This window comes from Levilinea saccharolytica, assembly GCF_001306035.1.
Classification (GTDB): Bacteria; Chloroflexota; Anaerolineae; order Anaerolineales; family Anaerolineaceae; genus Levilinea; species Levilinea saccharolytica.
The window spans coordinates 70,914-88,429 of record NZ_LGCM01000046.1 but is presented as its reverse complement, the minus strand read 5'-3'; the positions used below and the strand labels follow the sequence as shown (position 1 = coordinate 88,429).

The 17,516-nt window shown below is 63.0% G+C and carries 19 protein-coding genes and 1 tRNA gene; 14 read left to right on the top strand and 6 right to left on the bottom strand.

Features of this window, described 5'->3' with window-relative positions; translation table 11 throughout:
- Positions 1–2: 2 nt before the first annotated feature.
- Entirely contained in the window at positions 3–938 is a 936-nt protein-coding gene (locus tag ADN01_RS13970; protein ID WP_062417270.1) for a GNAT family N-acetyltransferase, read from the bottom strand.
- Between the two features lie 103 nt (positions 939–1,041).
- On the opposite strand from ADN01_RS13970, the gene ADN01_RS13965 reads away from it, so the two are divergent.
- Together ADN01_RS13965 and ADN01_RS13960 are read left to right on the top strand one after the other, a co-directional pair.
- Positions 1,042–2,268 (top strand): hypothetical protein, encoded by a 1,227-nt coding sequence (locus ADN01_RS13965; RefSeq protein WP_062417269.1) that lies wholly within the window; start codon positions 1,042–1,044, stop codon positions 2,266–2,268.
- 89 nt (positions 2,269–2,357) lie between these two features.
- The gene (locus ADN01_RS13960; protein WP_062417268.1) at positions 2,358–2,726 is read left to right on the top strand and encodes a nitrous oxide-stimulated promoter family protein; all 369 of its coding nucleotides are present in this window, start codon (positions 2,358–2,360) and stop codon (positions 2,724–2,726) included.
- On the opposite strand, the gene ADN01_RS13955 is transcribed toward ADN01_RS13960, so the two are convergent.
- Positions 2,723–3,121 carry a 4Fe-4S binding protein gene (locus ADN01_RS13955; RefSeq protein ID WP_062417267.1) on the bottom strand — a complete coding sequence of 133 codons (399 nt, stop codon included), beginning with the start codon at positions 3,119–3,121 and terminating at the stop codon, positions 2,723–2,725. The genes ADN01_RS13960 and ADN01_RS13955 overlap by 4 nt on opposite strands.
- 9 nt (positions 3,122–3,130) lie before the next feature.
- Positions 3,131–5,089 carry an aldehyde ferredoxin oxidoreductase family protein gene (locus ADN01_RS13950; RefSeq protein ID WP_062417266.1) on the bottom strand — a complete coding sequence of 653 codons (1,959 nt, stop codon included), beginning with the start codon at positions 5,087–5,089 and terminating at the stop codon, positions 3,131–3,133.
- Between the two features lie 143 nt (positions 5,090–5,232).
- On the opposite strand from ADN01_RS13950, the gene ADN01_RS13945 reads away from it, so the two are divergent.
- The 10 genes from ADN01_RS13945 to ADN01_RS13900 all read left to right on the top strand — a co-directional run bounded on the left by ADN01_RS13945 (position 5,233) and on the right by ADN01_RS13900 (position 12,441).
- The gene (locus tag ADN01_RS13945; RefSeq protein WP_062417265.1) at positions 5,233–6,405 is read left to right on the top strand and encodes an AI-2E family transporter; all 1,173 of its coding nucleotides are present in this window, start codon (positions 5,233–5,235) and stop codon (positions 6,403–6,405) included.
- A 53-nt stretch (positions 6,406–6,458) separates the two neighbouring features.
- Positions 6,459–6,719: a hypothetical protein gene (locus ADN01_RS13940; RefSeq protein WP_062417264.1), complete on the top strand. Its 261-nt coding sequence runs from the start codon at positions 6,459–6,461 to the stop codon at positions 6,717–6,719.
- 78 nt (positions 6,720–6,797) lie between these two features.
- Positions 6,798–7,340: a nucleoside-triphosphatase gene (locus ADN01_RS13935; RefSeq protein ID WP_082142641.1), complete on the top strand. Its 543-nt coding sequence runs from the start codon at positions 6,798–6,800 to the stop codon at positions 7,338–7,340.
- A gap of 12 nt (positions 7,341–7,352) precedes the next feature.
- The gene (locus tag ADN01_RS13930; RefSeq protein WP_062417262.1) at positions 7,353–8,051 is read left to right on the top strand and encodes an ABC transporter permease; all 699 of its coding nucleotides are present in this window, start codon (positions 7,353–7,355) and stop codon (positions 8,049–8,051) included.
- Between the two features lie 3 nt (positions 8,052–8,054).
- Positions 8,055–9,137, top strand: coding sequence for an ABC transporter ATP-binding protein (locus ADN01_RS13925; RefSeq protein ID WP_062417261.1), 1,083 nt, complete (start codon positions 8,055–8,057; stop codon positions 9,135–9,137).
- Positions 9,138–9,173: 36 nt separating this feature from the next.
- Positions 9,174–9,249, top strand: a tRNA-Asn gene (locus tag ADN01_RS13920).
- Positions 9,250–9,741: 492 nt separating this feature from the next.
- Positions 9,742–10,848, top strand: a complete 1,107-nt coding sequence (gene yedE / locus ADN01_RS13915; protein ID WP_062417260.1) for a YedE family putative selenium transporter — start codon at positions 9,742–9,744, stop codon at positions 10,846–10,848.
- Between the two features lie 11 nt (positions 10,849–10,859).
- Complete coding sequence (locus ADN01_RS13910; protein ID WP_062417259.1) at positions 10,860–11,081, top strand: sulfurtransferase TusA family protein; 222 nt, start codon at positions 10,860–10,862, stop codon at positions 11,079–11,081.
- Entirely contained in the window at positions 11,078–12,226 is a 1,149-nt protein-coding gene (locus ADN01_RS13905) for an aminotransferase class V-fold PLP-dependent enzyme (RefSeq protein ID WP_062417258.1), read from the top strand. Before ADN01_RS13910 ends, ADN01_RS13905 begins: the two co-directional genes overlap by 4 nt.
- Positions 12,223–12,441, top strand: a complete 219-nt coding sequence (locus tag ADN01_RS13900) for a DUF3343 domain-containing protein (protein WP_062417257.1) — start codon at positions 12,223–12,225, stop codon at positions 12,439–12,441. The genes ADN01_RS13905 and ADN01_RS13900 overlap by 4 nt, the downstream gene beginning before the upstream one ends.
- A 70-nt stretch (positions 12,442–12,511) precedes the next feature.
- Here ADN01_RS13900 and ADN01_RS13895 read toward each other — a convergent pair whose 3' ends face one another.
- From ADN01_RS13895 to ADN01_RS13885, 3 genes are all read right to left on the bottom strand, one after another.
- Positions 12,512–13,471, bottom strand: coding sequence for a mechanosensitive ion channel family protein (locus ADN01_RS13895; RefSeq protein ID WP_236691023.1), 960 nt, complete (start codon positions 13,469–13,471; stop codon positions 12,512–12,514).
- Positions 13,419–14,018, bottom strand: a complete 600-nt coding sequence (locus ADN01_RS20120; RefSeq protein WP_236691019.1) for a hypothetical protein — start codon at positions 14,016–14,018, stop codon at positions 13,419–13,421. The genes ADN01_RS13895 and ADN01_RS20120 overlap by 53 nt, the downstream gene beginning before the upstream one ends.
- Before the next feature lie 124 nt (positions 14,019–14,142).
- Positions 14,143–14,640, bottom strand: a complete 498-nt coding sequence (locus ADN01_RS13885) for a rubrerythrin family protein (protein ID WP_062417407.1) — start codon at positions 14,638–14,640, stop codon at positions 14,143–14,145.
- Between the two features lie 279 nt (positions 14,641–14,919).
- Here ADN01_RS13885 and ADN01_RS13880 point away from each other — a divergent pair, with 279 nt between their 5' ends.
- Both ADN01_RS13880 and ADN01_RS13875 read left to right on the top strand, forming a co-directional pair.
- Positions 14,920–15,849, top strand: coding sequence for an NAD-dependent epimerase/dehydratase family protein (locus ADN01_RS13880; RefSeq protein WP_062417408.1), 930 nt, complete (start codon positions 14,920–14,922; stop codon positions 15,847–15,849).
- Position 15,850: 1 nt separating this feature from the next.
- A complete protein-coding gene (locus ADN01_RS13875; protein WP_147238991.1) occupies positions 15,851–17,503 on the top strand; it encodes an HD domain-containing phosphohydrolase in 1,653 nt (550 codons plus the stop codon).
- The last annotated feature ends 13 nt before the right edge of the window (positions 17,504–17,516 follow it).

The following is a 17,516-nucleotide window of genomic DNA, read 5'->3' as shown; positions in this document are numbered from 1 at the left end:
GTTCACGCCCCCTCGCCCGTGAAGGGCACACCCACCGAAGGCAAAGCCCCCAGTCTCTCCAGCAGCCGCGCCGTCAGCGCGCGCGTCCCTGCCGTCAACGTCTGTGGATCCAGCTCCGGCGAAAGTTCCCGCGCCCCCACCGGCGCGCCAAACACCAGGCGGATGTGAATGGGCCAGCGGTCCCGCGCCAAAAGCTGCACCAGTAATTGCAGAAAAGCTGCCGTGCGCTGGCGCGCCTTGGGCGGCCTGCACCCCCGCACAAAAAGCGACTGCACCGCCCGCGGGCTGACGATCCCCGTCAGGGCCGCCGGAACCAGGCGCGTTTCGGGAACCTTGTGCAGATACACCCCCGAGCTGGCCGACCAACGTTCCAGGAATTCCACCGCCCCAGGCGTCACCCCCGGGTCAGGCTCCATCTGCCCCGCCGGAAAGACGATCACCGCCCGTCCCGCCTGCAATTGGCTCACCACCTGGCGAATGGCCGTGAAATAACCCGCTGAGTCCGCACTCAGGTACAGCATGGCCGGTGAAACGTGGGGCATGGCCTGCAGAAAGGGCTGCGGGTTGCTCAGCACGCGCACATCCGGCCGCCGCACCTGCGCCAAAAGGGCTAAAAGCTCCAGCCCGCCTGGATGGTTGGCCGTGATCAGCACCGGTCCTTCCGCGGGGACACCCTCGGCTCCCTGGGCTGTGCAGCTCGTCGCCAGCCGTTCCAAAAGCACCTCGCCCGCCGCGTGCAGCCCGCGCCGCCCGGCTTCAGCGTCCGCCTGGGCCAACAGCCGCGCCATGCGCATCACCCCCGGCCGCGCCAACACCTGCGCCAGACGGTAAGGCAGCCCCGGCGGACGCAGCCCCATCCCGCCCAGCACTTCCCGGCTCACAATTTGGGCCAGAACTGTCACCCTGGTCTGAGTTTCATCCATCTCCGTCTGCGTCATGCCCGAATTCTACCTGTTCTGACCCAGATGTGCGAGTTTTGGCCAAATTTGGCATGGTTTGTTATACTTACCTCACCCCAGCCAACCTCTGGGCCTAACCACGATGAGTCTGCAAATTCTGTTCGAAACCGCCCCCATCCCCAGCACCGCCCGCATGTTACAGCCCAACCTGCTGCGCGAAATGCAGCTGCTTGCCCGCCGTCTGGGCCTGCGTTGGGTGGAATGGGGACCGGGCGAAGCGGGGGTGGAATTCTGCCCCGGCGGCACCCTGTACGTGGCCCAAACCGCGGGCGGACTGCGCGGCTCGGCCCAAAGCAGTGCAGCCGGGCCGGGCTTTCATAAAGCCGCCGCCGATTTCCTGCTGACCTACAGCCGTCAGGCCTGGGTGGAGCTGCGCGTGCAGGACGAGACCGGTTTTTGGGAGCTGCGCGATTTTGGCACCCTGCGCCAGCATTTTTACACCTGGCTGCACGACATGCTCTACACCCTCACCCAGGTGCAGCCCGGCGCATCGGGCATCCACGTCAACTTCCCCACCGACGCCTGGTATCCCGCTCGCCGCGAAGGCATCTGCACCCCCCTGGGCGTGCTCGCCGCTGCGGAGGTTCCCAGCCTGCTGGCCGCTCCGTCTCTCACCCCCCTGGCCCAACAGTTCTTTGTCTGGCCCAATGTGGAACGCGACGCCCTCTACCACCGCAACGCCGCCCTGTGGCTGCTGTGGAACGACTGCACCTGGACTTCCCCCCGCACCCCTCTGGAACGCAATCTCGGTGAAGCCGCCCTGGCCCATCTGGACGCCGCCCGCCGCCTCGACCCGCTGCTGCCTCTGCCCCTGGCCGCCTGGAGTGAACTGGCGGCTTTGATGGAGATGCCGACCCCCAGCGCCTGTGTGCCCCCCGACCTGCCCCTCAGCGAACCCATCGGCTACCGCCGCGGTGATCTGCTCATCCCTTTCCCCCACGACTGGGTGGCGCGCCTGCCGGGGCGCTTCTTGTTCGCTGAAACCGACAAAGGCCCCATTTATTGGGACCTCGACCGCACCTTCCGCCTGGTGCCCATGCCCCGCCAGGAAGTGCTGCAAGATGACAGCGCCGGCCTGGATGCCTTTTTCGCGGGCTGGCAAACCCTTCCTCGCCAGGACGCCTGCCGCACGTTTTTTCAGATTCACCCCCCCAACAACTCCCCCGCCAGCCATTGGATCCTCACCGGCGCGGTGGTGGATGCCGATACCATCGCCATGGTGGCCGCCGCCTGGAAAGACCCTCAGGATGAGCGGTGGGCGGTGCAGGCCCTCAGCAGCGTACGCCGCCTGCGCACCGCACCAGGATGATTCCGCGGGTTTGCGCCAGCGCAAAGAAACCGAGCGGCAAAAGCCGTAATCTATTCGTATCCTGAAGCTTATTTCTACCGGAGAACCGCGTGAACCCGCCCCCCACCTTCACTCACCCCCGTTTGCGCCGCGAAGCCAAAACCATCCAGGTGATGACCGCCCTGTACTGCCGCGATCTGCACCACCCACCCGCCGGAACCCTGTGCGCAGACTGTCAGGAATTGCAGGAGTATGCCCTTCAGCGCCTGCAGCGCTGCCCTTTTCAGGAAGATAAATCCACCTGCGCGAAATGCCGCGTTCACTGTTACCAGCCCGCCCTGCGGGAACGCGTGCGCGTGATGATGCGCTACGCCGGGCCGCGCATGCTGCGCCGCCACCCCATTCTGGCCGTGCTGCACCTGCTGGACGGTTTGCGGCCCGCCCCCGAACCCGCTGCCCGCCGCGCGCCCAAAACCTAAACCTTCACCGCCATGTCAATCACCCCCGCCGGGCAGCAGCGGGCGCACAGCCCGCAGCCAATGCAGGCCGAAGGCCGAGTCAGGCTGGGCAACCCCTGCGCGTCTAACTGAATCACCCCCACCGGGCAGGCAAACACACAAATTTTACAGGCGGTGCAGTCCCGCAGGTCAAAATTAGGGCGAGGCCACGCAGCCCGCGCCAGCCGTGCCACCACCTCATCCTGTGCCGTGTGCACCGCCCCCGCCGCGCACACCCGCCCGCAAGCCCCGCAGTCGATGCAGCGCATCGGGTCAATGTGGTGCGGTTCGCGGCGCTGTCCCAGCACCGCCCCCACCGGGCAAATATGCGCGCAGGCCCCGCAGCCGCTGCATACCTCGCTGATCCAATGCGCCATACGGTCCCCCTATTCCTCAGCTTCCAGACCCAGCGCCGCCAGTTCGGCCCGCGGAGGGCGTCCGCTGCTCTCATCCCAGCCCATCTCAGCCCAATACAGACTGGCCAGCTCTTCCAACGGCACACTGCGCCCGCGGTTCGCGCCGCGCGTCTGCGGCGGCAAGCCCAGGGCGCGCGGAGAAATGGGCGCTTTGAGGGGCAAATTCTCGCGGGCGTTAAACGCCTGGCGTGCGGTTTGAATGTTGCGCCCAATGCGCAGATAGGCTTCCGCATCCAGATCCCAACCCGTGGCCGCGTTCAGCCATTCAAACAAGGGCATACGCTGCATCCCAATAAAGGCCCCAAACAGACACCCCCCCGCGCCGTTGAGCAGTTGGATAAACTGGCTGTTGGCCGCCGCCTGAACCGCCTTTTCGCGGTCCGCACCGTATTTGTGCCCCTTGGGGTACAGCGGCCCGCGCGCCGCCGGCAGGCGCGGAATCTTGCGCCACAGCTGAAACATTTCATAATACAGGTAAGCCCCCACGGTGTGCCGCCCGGGGGTGGGGTCGAGCGCGGCGTGCAGGGCAAAGCCGGGATCATTGCGCCCGTCGTGCATGGCCAGTTCCTGCCCCCCCGCCTGCACAGCTGCCTCGATGGAGCCGCGCCCCATGCGCTCCGCTGCCGCCCGGCTGCCGTCCGCCAACCAATCGCCAATCCCCTCGCGGGCGATCATGCGCCGCAGCAGCTCCAAAATGACCGTGCTGTCGCCCCAGCGCAGTTCCAGCCCGCCCGTGTCCTCACGGGTGATCCAGCCGCGTTCGTAGGCCTCCAGCGCAAAAGCCAGCGTGCCCCCCGCGGAGATGCTGTCCATCCCCGCCCGGTTCAGCATTTCGTTGGCTTCAAAAATGCTTTCCAGATCCTGGTTCAAGAGCAGCCCGCCCAGGGCCAGAACGGTTTCGTATTCGGGTTTATGGGTTTCGCGCTGCCCGCCCGCAAAATGGGTCATACCCCCGCAGCCCACCGGGCAGGAATAGCAGTGATATTTGGCCTGCTCTCGCTCGCGGATGCGGTCGGGGTTGACGGTTTCTGAGCGGTTGGGGGGGAAATCCTCGTTGGTCCCGGCCCAGTTGCCCACCGGCGCGTCGCCCGTCTCAATACTGAATTGATTCAGTCCCACCGTGCCGTATTTAGTCAAAAAGAACTTGTACAGCATGCCGTCCTGGCGCAGGCTCAGCGGCATCCAGCGCATCACCGTCCCCAAAAGGCGCGCGCCCTGGCCGTTGACAAAGGGCGGCTGGAAATTGGCCCAACGTAAAAAGCGTTTCGTCAGCCGCTGCATCTCTTCGGGCTGTGCCGTGGGGATGGGGAAGGCCCCGCTCACCACCAGCGCCTTCAGCCGCTTGGCCCCCATCACCGCCCCCAGCCCCGAGCGCGCCGCCATGCGCCCCTGGTCGTTGGAAATACCCGCGATGCGCGAACATTTCTCCCCTGCCGGGCCAATGCAGGCCACGCTCACCGGCCGGCCGGTAAACAGCGCCTGCAGGCGGTCTTCCGTCTGGCGCGTATCCAGCCCCCAAAGCTCGTCCGCCGCGCGCAGCTCCGCCCGCCCGTGATCCACATACAGATACACCGGCCGAGGGCTGATGCCGCGCACAAAAATGCCGTCGTAGCCCGCGTGTTTGATGGCCGGGGCCAGCGTGCCGCCGCAGTTGGCGTCGCCCCAGGTGCCCGTCAGCGGCGATTTACCCGTCACCATCCAGCGGCCGGTCATCATGCTGCCCGTGCCCGTCAGCAGGCCGGAAACAAACCCCAACACGTTCTCCGGCCCCAGCGGGTCGGCCCCGGCCGGGACGGCGCGGTACAGCGTGTAGGCCGCCAAACCCATGCCCGATAGATAAGTCTGGTACACCCATTCCGGCACGGCCTCTTCCCAGCACCGCCCCTCGCTCAGGTCCACCCATAATATTTTGCCCATCACCGCGAACATGTCACGCTCCTGCTGATCATCGTTTTCAGGCCCTCCCCCCGCCCAGCCTGGGGGCCTGTGTGCTGCCAACTTTTCCCCGTTGGGTCCATTATACCCCGCGCAGGGGCGTTGTTCCCCGTGGATATTTCCGATAAAATACATGCATGAAGCCTTCCCGCCCCCTTTGGTCGCCCCAGGTCAAAATCGCCGTCTCCCTGGTGATCCTGGCCGGGTTCATCTTCCTGCTCTACAAGTTTTCCGCCGTCATTGCGCCGGTGGTGCTGGCGGTGATCCTGGCTTACGTCTTGACCCCTCTGGTGAACCGGCTGCAGCCGCCGCTGAAGGGTTCGCGCGGCGCAGCCATCGCCGTCATCTACCTGCTGCTCGCCCTGTTCATCAGCGGCGCGCTGTGGATCATCATCCCCCTGCTCATCCAGCAGGTGCGCGAACTGGCCCGCGACATCACCCTGCTGCTCAACCAGGCCCAACAGTGGGTGGATCAACCGCTGCAAATTGGTCCCTTCACCTTCTCGGGTGAGGCCCTCCTGGCCCAGCTTTCGGCTAGCCTGCAAGACTTGCTGCGCCCGCTCTTCACCCAGACGATTGACATCGTGGCCGCCCTGGTGGGGTCCATTGTGTGGGTGGTCTTCATCGTGGTCATTTCCATCTATCTCATCAAAGACTCGGCCGCCCTCAACGATTGGCTCACCTCGCTGGCCCCTCCTGGCTATGAAAGCGACTTCATCCGCCTGCGCGACGAGATCAACACCATCTGGAGCGCCTTCTTCCGCGGGCAGCTGCTGCTGGCGGTCATCGTCAGCCTGATCCTGACCGCTGAAGGTCTGATCATCGGCCTGCCCTTCGCCGTGGCGATGGGCGTTTTGGGGGGCATTTTGGAATTTCTGCCCTCCGTCGGCCACGGCATCTGGCTGGTGCTGGCCTCACTGCTGGCCTTGTTTGGCGGCTCCACCTGGCTGCCCCTGCCCAACTGGACCTTTGCTCTGGTGGTGTTGGCCCTGCACATCACCTTCACCCAATTTGACCTGAACTACCTCATCCCGCGCATCATCGGCCGCAGTGTGCGCCTGCCACCCGTGGTGGTCATCCTGGGCATCCTCAGCGGCGCCGCCCTGGCAGGGGTGTTGGGCGTGGTGCTGGCAGCCCCTTCCATCGCCTCGCTGCGCATCCTGGGCCGTTACATCTACGCCCGCCTGGTGGACGCCGAGCCTTTTCCGGATGAGCCCCTTACCCCCACCCTGCCGCCTCCCAACCCGCGCTGGTGGCGCGAACGTCCGCGCCGCACCTCCAGCCCACCGCCCAACGCGCGCCGCCGCTAAAGCCCACCTGACGTTCTGCCCGATTCACGGTACAATACATCCTGGAGGTACCTATGGCTGCAAAATTATCCCCTGAAGAAAAAAAGATCCTGGCGTGGGTGCAAAAACTGCCCTTTGACGCCGAAACCCAAAAAGGCTGGGTCGAAACCCTGGAACAAAGCGGCATGAACGAGGACATGGCCAAAGAAATCCGCACCCAGGCCGCCGCCCTGGTGGCCGCGGGCGGCGAGCAGCTCAACCTGGCCCGCAGCGTGACCGAATTGGGCAGTCTCATTAACCGCTGGCGGCTCAGCCGCAATTTGCCGCGGCGCTAAGCCCGGCTCACTGGATTCTCAAGCGCGGGCGGTCTGTGAAAGGCCGCCCGCTGTTGTTTCTATGGGTATAATAGACCCATGCAAATGCAAAGCCCTCCTCTTCACCCTGGCAGCTTAATGATCATCACCGGCTGGCGCGGCATTGGGAAAACCAGCCTGTGCCGCGTGGCCGCCGACCTGGCCCGCGACGCCGGATGGACGGTGCGCGGGGTGTGCAGCCCCACCCGCTTTGAAAACGGGCGCAAGCAGGGCAAAGACGCCCTGGATCTATCCACACAGCAGCAGCGCCCGCTGGCCGCCTATGCCCCCCCGCCCGCCGATCCGGAATGGATTTTGGATCCCGAAGCCCTGGCCTGGGGCGACGCCGCCTTCCGCAGCGCCGTCCCCGCCGACCTCTTGGTGGTGGATGAACTCGGCCCTTACGAGCTGGAACACGGCCAGGGCTGGCTTTCGGCCCTGCGCGCCCTCGACAGCGCCCAATACCGCCTGGCTCTGGCGGTGGTGCGCCCCGAACTGATCCCCATCGCCCGCCAGCGCTGGCCCCACGGCGAAATCATCACCCTGTGGTCAGCCGCCCAGGCCCCTGGGCTGGCCGCCGCCTGGCTGGCCGCTGCCGCGTAGGAAACTGCTTCCATGTCACTTATTTGGGAAGGTCTGGTACACGCGGTGCAGCTGCTGTTCAGCGCCGACCCTGAAGTCCTGTCCATCACCGGGTTGTCGCTGCGCGTTTCCGGCATCGCCACCCTCGTCAGCCTGCTGGTGGGGCTGCCCCTGGGCACACTGCTGGCGCTGGGTCATTTCCCCACCCGCCGCTTTTGGATCAGCCTGGTCAACACCGGCATGGCCCTGCCGCCCGTGGTGGTGGGGCTGGCCGTTTCCATTTTCCTGTGGCGCTCTGGCCCCTTGGGCGATCTGCGCCTGATGTACACCCCCACCGCCATCATCATCGCCCAAACGGTCATCGCCGCCCCGGTGGTCACCGGCCTCACCCTGGCCGCCTTGCAGCAGCTGAACCCCCGCCTGGAATTGCAGCTCAAGGGTTTGGGGGCTTCGCGCCTGCAAATTGTGTGGGCGTTGTGGCGCGAGGCGCGCTTGCCGCTGCTGGCCGCCGTCATGGCCGGTTTTGGCAGCGTCATTTCGGAGGTGGGCGCTTCGATGATGGTCGGCGGCAATCTGCGCGGGCAGACGCGTGTGCTCACTACCGCCATCGTCCTGGAAAACAGCAAAGGCGAATTTGCCGTCGCCATCGCCCTCAGCGTCATCCTCATGCTGCTGGCCTATCTGATCAACCTGCTGCTCACCTGGGTGCAGCAGCGCCGCCTGAGGGAGTAAGCCGTGAGCGCCGTCCTGGAAGTCCGCGATCTCGAAATCCTGCGTGACGGGCGCTCCGTGCTGCGCGTGCCCCAATTGAGCGTTGAAGAAGGCGAAGTACTGGCCGTCATTGGGCCCAACGGCGCCGGAAAAAGCACCCTGATGCTCACCCTGTGTGCGCTGCTCACCCCCAGCCGCGGCGAGCTGCGCTTCCGCGGCCAGCCCATCCCCTCGCGAGGGGCGCTGGCTTACCGCCGCCGCACGTCTCTGGTGCTGCAAGAACCGCTGCTCATGGATACCAGCGTGTATGATAACGCCGCCAGCGGGCTGCGCTTCCGCGGGCTGCCGCGCGCCGAAACCCAACGCCGCGCCCAACATTGGTTGGAGCGCCTGGGGGTGGCTGGGTTGGCCCAGCGCCGCGCCCGCACCCTTTCGGGCGGCGAAGCCCAGCGCGTTTCCCTGGCGCGCGCCCTGGCGGTGGAACCTGAGATTCTTTTCCTGGATGAACCCTTCAGTGCCCTGGATGCCCCCACCCGCGCCCGCCTGCTGGACGATCTGCAAACCCTGCTCAGCGAAACCCGTCAAACCGCCGTGTTTGTCACCCACGATCTTAACGAAGCCCTGCTGCTGGGCACGCGCGTGGCCGTCCTCATCGCCGGTGAACTGCGCCAGGTGGCCGCCCCCCAGCAGGTGTTCTCGGCCCCCGCTGACCCCGAAATCGCCGCGTTTGTGGGCGTTGAAACCTACCTGCCCGCCCAGGTGATCTCCCAGCAAGACGGGCTGAATCTGGTGGCTGCCGACGGCTTTCAGATCGAAGCCCTCGGCCAGCAGCCGCCCGGCCGGCGCGTGTACGTGTGCCTGCGCCCTGAAGACATCACCCTCTACACCAGCGCCGGGGTGCCGGCCTCCAGCGCGCGCAACCGCCTGTCCGGCACGGTGACGCGCACCCTGCCGCAAGGCCCCCTGGTGCGCGTGACCCTGGACTGCGGCTTTCCCCTGGTGGCCCTGATCACGCGTTCTTCCGCCGAAGAGATGGGCCTGGCCCCTGGGCTGCCGGTTCAGGCCGCGTTCAAAGCCAGCGCCGCGCATCTCATTCCCCGGCCTTGACACCAGCGCAAACCGATCTTATAATAATTGACGTATTCCCTGATAGCTCAATCGGCAGAGCGGGCGGCTGTTAACCGCTAGGTTGTAGGTTCGAGTCCTACTCGGGGAGCCACAAAAAGCCTCTGCAAAGGGGCTTTTTTTGTTTAACTGCCTGCCTGAGCCCAATTCCGTGCCAACCCCTATTGGCAGCTCAAACAGATCTCTGCACAAGATAATATTCATTTTATGAGTATTATCACTTCCCAAGCCGCCGGGTTTTCCTATACTTTATATATACCTTCACCTTTTTCGAGAGAATAGGGGGGGTGTTGAAGGTCATTCAAAACAACGGCGAACTCGCAAATAAGCGGTCCGCTGCAGGGGCTAACCCACGTTTTGCGGTTCAAGGTCGAAAATTTTCAATCAAAAGGAGGTGAAGCCGTGGCCAATCCAATTCGCTGGAATTGAAATCCCTGTGAGCGGATGTACGTGTTACATCCAGTCGGTGCGCACGGCAGAAAGAAGACTTCTCTCTGAAGAAGGATTGGACAGTATCCCGGGTCATTTGGGCGTCCTCTGCCGGTGCGCAGAGGAGCTTTTTTAACCCATCGAAAGGATTCTGTTCATGCAATCGGTTTCAAAATTCCTCACCTCCCGTTGGGGGCCCATCTTAACCGGCATTGTCATCGGCATTCTGGCTCCCCTCCTGGTCAAATTCGGCAACCCAGGCAATATGGGCATCTGCGTGGCCTGCTTCAGCCGTGATATTGCCGGCGCTTTAGGTTTCCACCGGGCCGCCACTGTGCAGTATATCCGCCCCGAAATCATCGGCTTCGTGTTCGGGTCTCTGGCTGCAGCCCTCCTTTTCCGCGAGTTTAAACCGCGCGGAGGATCTTCCCCCCTAATTCGCTTTTTATTAGGCATGTTTGCCATCATCGGCGCGTTGGTTTTCCTGGGCTGCCCCTGGCGGGCTTACCTGCGCCTTTCGGGTGGGGATTGGAACGCCATTCCAGGGATTCTTGGCCTGTTTGCTGGCATTGGCTTGGGCATCCTCTTCCTCAAACGCGGCTTTAGCCTGGGCCGCAGCCGGGCCGCCTCACCCGCGGCGGGCTGGGTCATGCCTGCGTTTGCGCTGCTTTTGCTCATCCTGCTCGTGACTGCGCCCCTTCTGGGTCGGGATGCGGAAGGAAACCCTGTTGGCCCCATCTTCTTCTCCGAAAAAGGCCCCGGCAGCCAGCACGCTTCCCTGCTCCTGGCGTTGGGCGTTGGGCTGGTGGTGGGTTTCCTGGCACAGCGTTCTCGTTTCTGCACGGTGGGTGCCCTGCGCGATGTGGTGCTCTTACGAGATGGGCATTTGTTTTACGGTGTGCTTGCCCTGGTGCTGACCGCTTTTGTCACCAACCTGGCTTTGGGACAGTTCAACCCCGGGTTTGAAGCCCAACCCGTCGCCCACACCAACGCCTTGTGGAATTTTGGCGGTATGGTGCTGGCTGGTCTGGCCTTCACCCTGGCGGGCGGCTGCCCTGGCCGTCAGGTCTTTTTAAGCGGTGAAGGGGATGCAGATGCGACCCTGTTTGTCTTTGGGATGATCGCCGGCGCGGGCGTGGCCCACACCTTCAGCCTGGCCGCCTCCCCCGCCGGTCCCGGCGCCAACAGCGCCGCTGCCGTCATCGCCGGTCTGGTGATCCTGACGATCCTCGGCCTGACCATGCGTGAAAAAGCCTCTGCTTAAGGAGATCCCTCATGACTTCAGCTAAAATCCTGGATGTTCGCGGCCTTTCCTGCCCGGAACCCGCCATGTTGACCCGTGAGGCGCTCCTTTCTCTTGGAAAGGGTACCCTCATCGTTTTATCCGATTCCGCCACCTCCTGCCACAATATCGAACGCACCGGCAAATTGGCCGGCTGGAAGGCCGAGGTCGCCGATGAGGACGATCATTCCTACCGGATCACCCTGACCAAATGATTTACCTGGATCACGCTGCCACCTCCTGGCCAAAACCGCCCGAAGTATCGGCGGCGATGCATGATTTCCTGGAACGCGCCGGGGGAAACCCCGGCCGTTCCGGTCATAAACTATCCATCGAGGCCGCACGGGTGATTTTTGATACCCGCGATGCCCTGGCCGACTTTTTTGGCGTACAAGACCCCACTCGGGTGATCTTCACCCTGAACGCCACCCACGCCCTCAACCTGGCCATCCAGGGTCTCCTCCAACCGGGTCAGCGCGTCATCACCGGCGGTATGGAACACAACGCCGTCATGCGCCCTTTGCGCGCCCTGCAACAGCGCGGCGTGCAGGTGGAGGTGATTCCCGCAGAGTCAGACGGCAGCCTTTCGCCCCAAAAATTCGCGGCAGCGCTGCAAACCCCCGCGCGCCTGGTGATCCTGAACCACGCCAGCAATGTGAGTGGAACCATCGCTCCGGCAGAAGAAATTGCCAGGCTGGCCCACGCAGCCGGGGCCTGGGTGTTGGTAGATGCAGCCCAAACGGCCGGCAGCCTGCCCATTCACCTCCCCACAATGGGCGCCGACTTACTGGCTTTTACCGGCCATAAGGGGCTGCAAGGGCCGCCTGGAACAGGGGGGCTGGTCCTCGCTGACACATTTGACACCGCCCAATTATCCCCCCTGGTGCGCGGCGGAACCGGCAGCCGCTCAGAATTCGAAACCCAGCCGGAGGATCTGCCAGACCGCTACGAGAGCGGAACACCCAACGGCGTGGGCATTGCCGGCCTCAAAGCCGGGTTAGATTGGGTCCAACAGCACGGCCTACAGGCCATTCGAGCCCAAGAAGACGAGCTGAAACAAACCCTTCAGCAGGGGTTAACCCGCCTGGCCGGGGTGCAGGTCTATGGCCCTACCCATCCTGACCAATCCGTTGCCATTGTCTCGTTCACCATCCAGGGAAAACATGTATCAGAAATCGGCCGACGCCTGGATGAAGAATTTGACATTCTGTGCCGCGTAGGGTTGCACTGCGCCCCCGCCGCCCACCGCTCGCTGGGGACTTTTCCAAACGGAACCGTGCGCCTGGCCATTGGCCCCACCACCAGCCCGCAGGACATCGCCAGCACGCTCAGGGCTGTCGAACGGATCATTAACCCATGAGCCGCGGCATTGTCCTGTTTCACACCACCACCTCTGCGCTGCGCGGAGAAAAAGCGCTGAAGAAGGCGGGATTCCTGGTTAAGCTCATCCCCACCCCGCGCGAACTGTCCAGCGATTGCGGCTTTGTGATCGAATTTCACGATCTGCCCCTAAACCAACTCCAGGCGGCTTTAAACGAGGCAGGCCTGGAATTTGAAATTCATTTCCTTCCCTGAACCCCCATCGTTCCGCAAACCCATCCGCGGGGTCAAGGGGTTGGCAATCCGTTCTGCGTGGGAATCGTCCTCAAACCCGCACCGAGCGCGCAAAATCGGAAAAATCCAACCCACTGGGCTGCTGGAACACGCGCAGGTCGAAGTTGGGCGCCGCCGCCAGCAAATGATCAAAAATCTCGGATTGGATCAGCTCATAGGCCGTCCATTCCGTGGTCTTGGCGAACACGTATACTTCAATATCCAGGCCGTTGGGGCTGGGGGCCAGCGCCCGCACCAAAAAGGGCATGTTTTCCTGATAAATATCCTCGCGGCTCTTTAAATACTTGACGATATAGCGCCGGAAGACCTCCACATTGGTGATCTGCGGTCCGTCCAGGGGCGAGTCAAAGTGATCGGCGTGCTCCTGGCGGTAGGCCTCCAAATCTTCAATTTTGCGGTCCACATAAGTTTGCAGGCGGTCAATCCGCCGCAGCCTTTGCAGCAGCTCAGCATCGCAAAACTTGATCGTGTTCATGTCCACCGAGATCGAGCGCTGAATACGCCGCCCGCCGCTTTCCTTCATCCCGCGCCAGTTGCGGTAGGCCACCTCCACGATCTTGTAGGTGGGGATCACCGAGTAAGTCATGTCAAAGTTGCGGATCTTGATGGTGTGCAGGTTGATGTTGACCACGTCCCCGTCTGCACTGTAACTGGGCACTTCAATCCAATCGCCTTCTTTGATCAAATCGTTGGCCACGATCTGGATGCTGGCCACCAGAGACAGCAGCGTGCCCTGAAAGATGAGCAGCACCACCGCCGTCAGCGCCCCCAGGCTGGTCAGCAGCACCCAGGGTGACTGCCCGGTCAGCAGGGTGATGCTGAAAATGATCGCCACCACCACCGCCAGTATCTTGACCAGATCCAGATAGCCTTGAATACTGACCCCGTTGTAATTCTTGCTGTTCTCATAAATATCGTTCGCCGCGTTTAACAGGGCGTTAAACGTCACCGCCGACAGCCAGATGATCAGGATCAGGGCGGTTTTTTGCATGCCGGTTTGCAGGCTGGGGAAGAAGGGCGCAAAGGCGTACACCACCAGCAGCGGCGCCAGCCAGGCGGTGCGGAAGGGGCGCAAATGGCGCACCAGGATGTCGTCCGATTTCGTGGCGGTGCGCGCGGCGGCTTTCGGGCTGGGCCGGGCGCGGCGCGGGCGTGGGGACGGGCTGAGGCGCGGCGGCTGCGGGCGCAGGCTGAGGTGCGGCGGCGGGCGGGGGGGTAGGAATGGGCTGTGGCGCTGCGGCGGGTGGGGGAGCGGCCCGGCGTTCCCGCGCGGCCAGGGCCACCTGGCGCACACGCGCCTGAATATCGGCGGCTTTCACCCAGGTGCCGGCCCATTCCGCGGGCAGGATGGGCGGGACCTGCACCAGCCGCACCTGCTGGCCGCCCAAATCCATTTCAAACTGCGTTCCGCAGCGCGGGCAGGCCAACCGGTCGGGCTGATCCGCGCTTTGCACCACATTCAACGGGCGCTGGCTGCACACCGGGCAGCGCGCCTGTTGGGCCCATTCTTCAGGTAGATGCGCTCTTGCTTCTGGCATGGCGTCACTCCAAAATGAATATCATCCCCATTTTCTGTATTATATACCGAATGGAGAGTCTGCCCAATAAAAACGCCACCCCACATGACTGTGGGATGGCGGAACCAGCAGAAAACAGGGAGAATTAGTGAATGCGCTCGAAACGGCTGGCGGGCGCACCGCACACGGGGCATTTTTCGGGGGCATTGCGCGGGTGGGTGTGGCCGCAGATGGGGCACACGTAGTAATCGTACTCTTCTTCCTCTTTGCCCAGGGTGTCCAGCGCGGCCAAATACAGTTTCTCGTGGCCTTTTTCCACTTCCATCGCGTGGGTAAAGCTGCGCACGGCTTTGGCGTTGTCTTCGGCTTTGGCATCCTCGATGAAGGGCGGGTACATATCATGCACTTCGTAATTCTCGCCCCCTGCGGCTTCGCGCAGGTTTTCCAGGGTGCTCTTGATTTCACCCAGAACGCGCAGGTGGCTGTGGGCGTGGATGGTTTCGGCGGCGGCCACGGCGCGGAACAGGCGAGCTACCTGGGGGTAACCCTCTTCCTCGGCCTGTTTGGCATAAGCCAGATAGCGGCGGTTGGCCTGCGATTCGCCCGCGAAGGCGGCTTTTAAGTTCTCAGTGGTTTTAGACATGGGTTTTGCTCCTTTTTGAGGGAATGACACACCCGTAGAGTAGGATGTGTGAGATTTCACAAGTATCTTTAGGTTAACGTCGAAGCGTGCATCTGTCAACGGGTCAAACTTCACGCGTGCGGGGACATTTGTCCTCCCTGAGCCTCACCCTTTTGGGCTGGACGGCTGGCAAACTGGCGCGGGTTTTGGCGTTGTGCGTACCCGAAAAGGGTATGCTATAATCAAAACAATTCCTAGGGAAACACCCATTCTTAGTGGATCTGTTGAGTTGAGCGTCTTATGCATTTCTTGATTACAGGCGCGGCCGGTTTTTTGGGATCGGCTTTAGCCAACCGGCTCGTTAACGAAAATCACACCGTACGCGGCCTAGACGATTTGTCCACGGGTGACCCGGCGGCGCTGTCTTCTGAGGTGCATTTCACCCGCGGCGACGTGAACGACCGCCCCAAACTGTGGACCCTGCTGCAAGGCGTGGACTGTGTGTACCATCTGGCGGCGCGGGTGTTGGTCCCCGAATCGCTGCTGTACCCGCGCGAATACAACCAGGTGAATGTGGGCGGCACGGTGACGCTGATGGAGGCCATGCGCGATGTGGGCGTGCGCCGCGTGATTTTCATCTCCTCCGGCGCCATTTACGGCGAACGCCTGGACCAGCCCATCTCTGAGACGGCGACCCCCGCACCGCGTTCCCCCTATGCCGTCTCCAAGCTGGCGGCCGAATACTATGTGCGCACGATTGCCGCCCTGTGGGGCATGGAGTCGGTGTGCCTGCGTGTGTTTAATGCCTACGGCCCGGGGCAGCATCTGCCGCCTGTGCATGCGCCCGTCATTCCCAACTTTCTGCGTCAGGCCAGCAGCAACGGCACCCTGGTGGTGCACGGCTCCGGCTTGCAGACCCGCGATTACATCTATGTGGATGACGTGGTGGACGCGATGCGCGCGGCGGCCACCGCCGAGGCTGTGGATCAGGCCGTCATCAATGTGGGCTCTGGGGTCGAAACCTCGGTGCGCGATCTGGTGCGCTTGGCTATGACGGTGACTGGCGGCCAGCCGGAGGTAGTGTATAACCCGCGCAGCGACAACGGCCCTTCGCGCATGTGCGCGGATCTCGGTCTGGCGGCGAAGGTATTAAATTTCCAGCCCAAAACCCCCCTGGAAACGGGTCTGCGGCTGACCCTGGAACAAGATTCGCGTTTACAAAGGAAATAAGGTGGAACCTCACACAACCCAACCTGGGAATTGGATGGGCAGCACAGATGCGCTGCCCTCTCAGGACTTATTGGTGGTTTTACAAAAAGCCAACCAGATTGCCAGCACAACCGATCGGGATACGCTGCTGCGCGGCATGGCCAGCCTGCTGATGGACTTCAACCAGGCGGCGGCTTTTGTGCTGCTGGAGCCCAGGGCCAAGCCGGGTGAGATGTTGGTGAGTTATTCGCAGGGGGTGGAACTGCCGCCGCAAGGGGTGCAGGCCCTGTGCGCCGAGATCACCGCAGACAGCCCGCGCTGCCTGCACCTGCCTGGGTTGGGCGCGCGGCTGGTGTGCCTGCTGCCGCTGGCGCAAAACAACCCCCAGCGCGGGGCGGTGGCGCTTTTTGACGCTGCACAGCCCCAACTGGTGGTCAGCGACCTGCTGGTGAAGCGTTTGGGCAGCGAATTGGAAAAGCTGGATTTGATTGCCTCGGTGAAGCAGCAAACCGCGCGCATGGAAGCCCTGGTGAATATCATCGAGCAGATCAGCTCCACCCTGGACCGCGATACGATTTTACGCAGGATCATTTCGTACGCCAATGACCTGCTGAACACCGAATTCAGCTCCTTATTCCTGGTGGAAAAGAACGGCGATATCCAGCTGTATTTGGGCAGTAATATGCCGGAGGGTAAGGACAACAAGATCACCGTCCCCTCTGGTCAAGGTATCATCGGCCACGTGGTCAAATCGGGCCAGACGGTGATTGTGGACGATGTCAGCCTGGATCACCGCCATTACGCCCAGGCCGACCACATGGGCGGCGTGACCACGCGTTCGATCCTGGCCGTGCCGCTGAAGACCCGCGCCCTGGATTTGGGCAGCAAACGCGGCGGGGTGCGCGAGCGCATCATCGGCGGCCTGGAAGCCATCAATAAGATCGGCAGCAAATTCACCCAGGAAGATGCGCGCCTGCTGCAGGCCCTGGCCAACCAGGCGGCGACCATTTTGGAGATCGCTGGCATTTACAACGAAGCCAATGAGCTGTTCCTGAACGCCATCAGCGCCCTGGCGGCGGCGATTGACGCCAAAGACCCCTACACGGTGGGCCATTCCCAACGGGTGAGTGAATTCGCCGTGGAAATTGGGCGCGAAATGAGCCTGAACGCAGAAGAGATCCACCAACTGCGCATCGGCAGCCTGCTGCACGACATCGGCAAGATCGGCATGCCCGATGCGATCCTGACCAAGCCCGGCCTGCTGACCCTGCAGGAAGACGCGCAGATTCGCCGCCATCCAGAGATGGGCATGCGCATTTTGGGCCACATCCCCAAGCTGCGCCCGGCGCTGCGGGCGGTGTGGGAGCACCACGAACGCCTGGACGGCAGCGGCTATCCCCGCGGGCTGAAGGGTGAGCAGGTCTGCCTGGCGGGGCGGATTGTGGCGGTGGCGGATGTGTTTGACGCCATCACCTCCGACCGCCCTTACCGCACGGCCATGAAGCTGAAAGACGCCTTGGCTGAGCTGCGCCAGCAGGCTGATGTGCGCCTGGACGCGCGCTGTGTGGAGGCCTTGGTGCGTGCCCATGCCAACGGACGCATCCAGACTCAAAAAGAACGCCGCGGACGCGTTTCAGCCAGCACACTCATGCCTTCTCGTCCGCTCTTTCCGTAAACGCCCATTGGGG